At 44.0% G+C, this 4,669-nt stretch carries 2 protein-coding genes and 2 pseudogenes; all 4 read right to left on the bottom strand.

Going from position 1 to position 4,669, the window contains the following annotated elements:
• A pseudogene (locus tag B9Z54_RS24565) lies at nt 1-665 on the bottom strand (collagen-like triple helix repeat-containing protein); the annotation flags it as partial.
• Between the two features lie 223 nt (nt 666-888).
• On the bottom strand, nt 889-1,245 hold the full coding sequence (locus B9Z54_RS01035) for a hypothetical protein (RefSeq protein ID WP_113926686.1): 357 nt from the start codon (nt 1,243-1,245) through the stop codon (nt 889-891).
• 241 nt (nt 1,246-1,486) lie between these two features.
• A pseudogene (locus B9Z54_RS01030) lies at nt 1,487-2,802 on the bottom strand (UDP-glucose dehydrogenase family protein).
• A gap of 15 nt (nt 2,803-2,817) precedes the next feature.
• A complete protein-coding gene (galU, locus tag B9Z54_RS01025) occupies nt 2,818-3,693 on the bottom strand; it encodes a UTP--glucose-1-phosphate uridylyltransferase GalU (protein ID WP_113926685.1) in 876 nt (291 codons plus the stop codon).
• Nucleotides 3,694-4,669 lie beyond the last annotated feature (976 nt).

Raw genomic sequence — 4,669 nt, 5'->3', positions numbered from 1 at the left:
CCCGCTGGACCTGTTGCWCCTGCCGGGCCGGTTGCTCCCGTTGGACCKGTTGGACCTGCCGGGCCGGTTGCTCCCGTTGGACCTGCTTCTCCYGCTGGGCCTGTTGCTCCCGTTGGACCTGTTGGACCTGCTTCTCCTGCCAGGCCGGTTGCTCCTGTTGGACCTGTTGGACCCGCTTCTCCTGCCGGGCCGGTTGCTCCCGTTGGACCTGTTGGACCTGCTTCTCCTGCTGGGCCGGTTGCTCCCGTTGGACCTGTTGGACCTGCTGGGCCGGTTGCTCCCGTTGGACCTGCTGGACCTGCTGGACCTTCATCAGCACCCAGAAGTTCCTCTGAGACTAGACGATGGGCAGGCACCAAAGCACCTGTTGCTGTTTTCCCCCAAACCGATATTTGTGTGCTATCTTCGGCATCACCGCTAGTCGTAAACACAAATTCATATGCATCAAAATTAGCGTAGTAATTACGGGTAACGACCTGGTTTGGTGACACTTCTATCTGTTCCAAGGCGTATAAAGTTCTGGTACCATTCAGATAGTAACCCTGTATTAATACTGTGGAAGAATTCACAGAGTCCCGATTATCCAATTTGACTGTAACTTGTGTACTGGGGCGCACTCCGCCTACCGGATTATTTGCTATGGGTCCGGTTGATAATACTGCCATTGCACTACCTCCTTTATAATTATTTTCCATTCCCCGGAAAAACTCTAGTAGCTTGTTAAAAGCACATCCGGTGAAAGCATGAATATATTTTCGCAGCCTCGCTTCCTCATGAAGCTTGTTTTATGAAAATCTAGCAGAACTTCTAACTGCAAATGCTATACTCTCTATATCTTATTCTCTAAATTTCTGGCTGATTGTGAGATTGTCCATAATGGTGATTTTTTTATTCTGCTCCCAAATGTTCCTCTGAGACAAGACGATGCGAAGTGTTCAGCTGGCCTGCTGCATTTCTTCCCCACATAGAAACCTGTGTATCCTCTGCAGCTGTACCACTGGTTGTAAATACAAATTCAAATGCATTGAGATTAGCAAAATAGTTCCGTGTCACCACTTGGTTTGCCCCAACATTGACTTGTTCCAGAACATAAAGGTTTCTGGTGCCATTTAAGAAATATCCCTGAATAAGCACTGTAGCAGAACTGGCTGCGCTCGTATTGATCACCTTGACCAAAACCTGAGTGGTCGGCCTGGACCCATTCACTGGATTATTTTCAATTGGACCGCTTGATAATACTGCCATACCTTGTTACCTCCTTCCCATTTTTACAAGGAGAAGACTTTTTTGATTCCTCATCAAGGAATAACGTCTGTCTGAAATAGACAAGTCTCCCTTGTTCTATATCTTATTCTCTGATTCTGTTAATGATTGAGTATAAGCCCTATCAAGCCATTAATATAAAAGCTGTATTCGTATAAATTGCTGTTGAAAAAAAGATTCATATAAAAAGAGAAGAGAAGCTGCTTCGTTGCAAGCTTCTCTTCTAACTAATAGGAGGGATGAACCCCCTACGCCCAATCGGAAGATAAGTGAGGTTATTCTCCTCCATTTTTTCCATCTGGAGACAGTTCCTTCCGTCAAAGATGACGGGTTCCTTCATTAATAATGGATAATTAGAAAGTGGATATTCGATAATTTCCTCCCATTCTGTAACAATGAATACTGCATCTGAATCCAGCAGTGCTTCTTCTATAGTGCTTGAATAAACGACCGCATTGCCCAATTCTTTTTTAGCGTTCCGCATTGCAACCGGATCGTAGGCATGTACAGTGGCTCCTTCGTGAATAAGTGCCTTTGCGAGCTTTATTGCCTGCGATTCCCGGACATCATCTGTTCCAGGCTTAAAAGCAAGCCCCAGCAGTGCTGCTTTTCTATTTCTCAAAGAACCCATATGAGTACGGGCTTTGTCCATCAGTACCTCCGCCTGCCTGTCATTCACATTCATGACAGCCTCCAAAATATCAAATTGGTAATTCACCTTTTCTGCGATATGATGTAATGCCTTTGTGTCTTTAGGAAAGCACGAGCCGCCATAACCGATCCCCGCTTTGAGAAACTGCGGGCCTATTCTCTTATCAAGCCCCATCCCGGCTGCAACCTCTTCAATATCGGCTCCAACCCTCTCGCAAATGTTCGCGATTTCATTGATAAAACTGATCTTGGCGGCCAGGAAAGCATTAGAGGCATACTTGATCATTTCCGCACTACGGATGTCGGTTCGCACTACAGAAACATTAAAGTCCTTATACATTTCTTCGATGAGGTCACCTGCCTCTTTGGAGTGTGCACCTATCACGATCCTGTCACCATGGAAAGTATCATGAATAGCAGACCCCTCTCTCAGGAATTCCGGACAAGAAACAACCTCAATCTTCAAGGCAGGATTTTTCAGTGAGTGAATCCAATAGGAGATTTTTTCATTTGTTCCAGGGGGGACCGTACTTTTCGTTACGACCGCGCAGCTTTGGTCAATATGGCACGCCATGTTATCAACAGCGGCTTTAAGAAAAGATAGATTTGGAGATCCATCATCCTCTTCCGGCGTTCCAACCGCAAGGACGATGACATCTCTCTGACCGTAAGCTTCCAAGCTGTCGGTTGTAAATCTAATTCTCCCTGCTTTGATATTTTCACCGAGCATCTCCTTCAATCCCGGTTCATATAAAGGCGGCTTCCCTGCACGAAGCTGATCAATTTTTTTGAATCAATATCAAAACATATGACTTCATGGCCCTTTTCCGCCAGACATACACCTGTCACCAAGCCGACATAACCCGTGCCCGTGATTGTCACTTTCAATCAATTCATCTCCTTTCAATTTGGCTGAATGATAGATTTTAAGTAATCCTCCAGCTCTGCTTTTAAATCAGGGCGCTTCAGGGCAAAGTCGATGGTTGCTTGAATAAAGCCCAATTTATCTCCCACGTCGTAACGCTTTCCTTTAAAGTGATACGCAAGTACGCTATCTATGGTCAAAAGTCTTTTTAATGCATCTGTCAGTTGAATTTCCCCTCCTGAACCGGGCTCCAAGTCTTGCAAAACAGAGAAAATTTCGGGCTTCAGGATATATCGCCCCATGATTGCCACAGTCGAAGGAGCCTCGCTGATAGAAGGTTTCTCTACCAAATCTTTCACAGTGAATATATTCTTTTCATGCTTGTCTGAAACGCTGACGATTCCATATTTTGAGACTTCTTCGGGAGTGACCCTCTGCACGCCGATTATAGAATGTTGATACTTTTCATAAACATCCATAAGCTGTTTCAAACAAGGTTCTGCCTCATTTTGAACAATGTCGTCACCCAGCATGACAGCAAAGGGTTCATTCCCGATGAAACTTCTCGCACAATAGATCGCATCTCCTAATCCATTGGGTTCTTTCTGGCGTATATAATGGATGTTCGCCAACTCAGAGATTTGCTGGACGTCATTCAGTAGTGACCACTTTTCTTTTTTGGCAAGAGTCTCCTCCAATTCATAAGCTTTATCGAAATGATCTTCTATCGCTCTTTTTCCTCTGCCGCTGATGATCAATATATCTTCAATCCCGGAGGCGGCAGCTTCTTCAATGATGTATTGAATGGCGGGTTTGTCGACGATCGGAAGCATTTCCTTAGGCTGTGCTTTCGTAGCGGGAAGGAACCTTGTGCCCAAACCGGCTGCCGGTATGATTGCCTTTCTGATTTTCATTTGTCTACCTCCTTTCTTGTTTCACTCTGTCTCACTGACCTGCGCTGGGGAGCTGATTGCTTCTCCCGACAGCTTGGTTACAGCAGATATAGTATTTTATGTCGGAGGTTGGATATTCGCTTTAGGTTGTTACCACGAAACTTGGTTTTGGGCGGAATGGGGCGGGGTTCAACCCTTGTTATAGGAGTGGCAAATTGAGGGGGAGAAGCAGCGTTTTCGGATTCAGATTCATGGCCCGGTGGTCGGCGGGGCTAAAAGGGGCGCTGGCTCTTCTATAAATAGAGGGAAAAATTCCCCTTATTTAATAAACAGCCTTGAAATCAGCTAAAATAGAGGGAGAAATTCCCCTTATTTAATAAACAGCCTTGAAATCAGCTAAAATAGAGGGAGAAATTCCCCTTATTTGACTTAAAACATTAGAAAATAGGCTCTTTTTCTTTATATAAGGGGAAAAATTCCCCTTATTCACCAGCAAATTAGGGTTCAATATGCAAATAAGGGGAAAATCTCCCCTTATTTTTCTCATTAGCTACTCCATTTCAAGCTGGATCACATACGCTGCCTACCCCCTGCCAAGCTTCAAGATGGCCAGAGGATCGTCGGGGCTAAAAGGGGCGCTGGCTCTTCTAAAAATAGAGGGAAAAATTCCCCTTATTTAATAAATAGCCTTGAAATTAGCTAAAATAGAGGGAGAAATTCCCCTTATTTGACTTAAAACATTAGAAAATAGGCTCTTTTCTTTATATAAGGGGAAAATTCCCCTTATTCACCAGCAAATTTGGGTTCAATATGCAAATAAGGGGAAAATCTCCCCTTATTTTCTCACTAGTTACTCCATTTCAAGGAAGTTTTCAAGTGACTCTCCTTAATTTGGGGAAGCTCGCTTAATTTCTTCAAGAATATTAACAAGAAGTTATTGTCGAATTATAAAGTGGATTTATGACAAATTTTAGAATTATATTAAACTAAAATAGTT

Origin of the sequence: Bacillus sp. P14.5 (genome assembly GCF_003316765.1) — a bacterium.
Classification (GTDB): domain Bacteria; phylum Bacillota; class Bacilli; order Bacillales; family Bacillaceae_B; genus Rossellomorea.
The sequence above is the reverse complement of the archived record's forward strand: the minus strand, read 5'-3'. Positions and strand labels throughout refer to the sequence as shown.

Coding starts and splice junctions, on each gene's coding strand:
- B9Z54_RS01035 (WP_113926686.1), bottom strand. CDS start 1,245: ATGGCAGTATTATCAAGCGGTCCAATTGAAAATAATCCAGTGAATGGG.
- galU (WP_113926685.1), bottom strand. CDS start 3,693: ATGAAAATCAGAAAGGCAATCATACCGGCAGCCGGTTTGGGCACAAGG.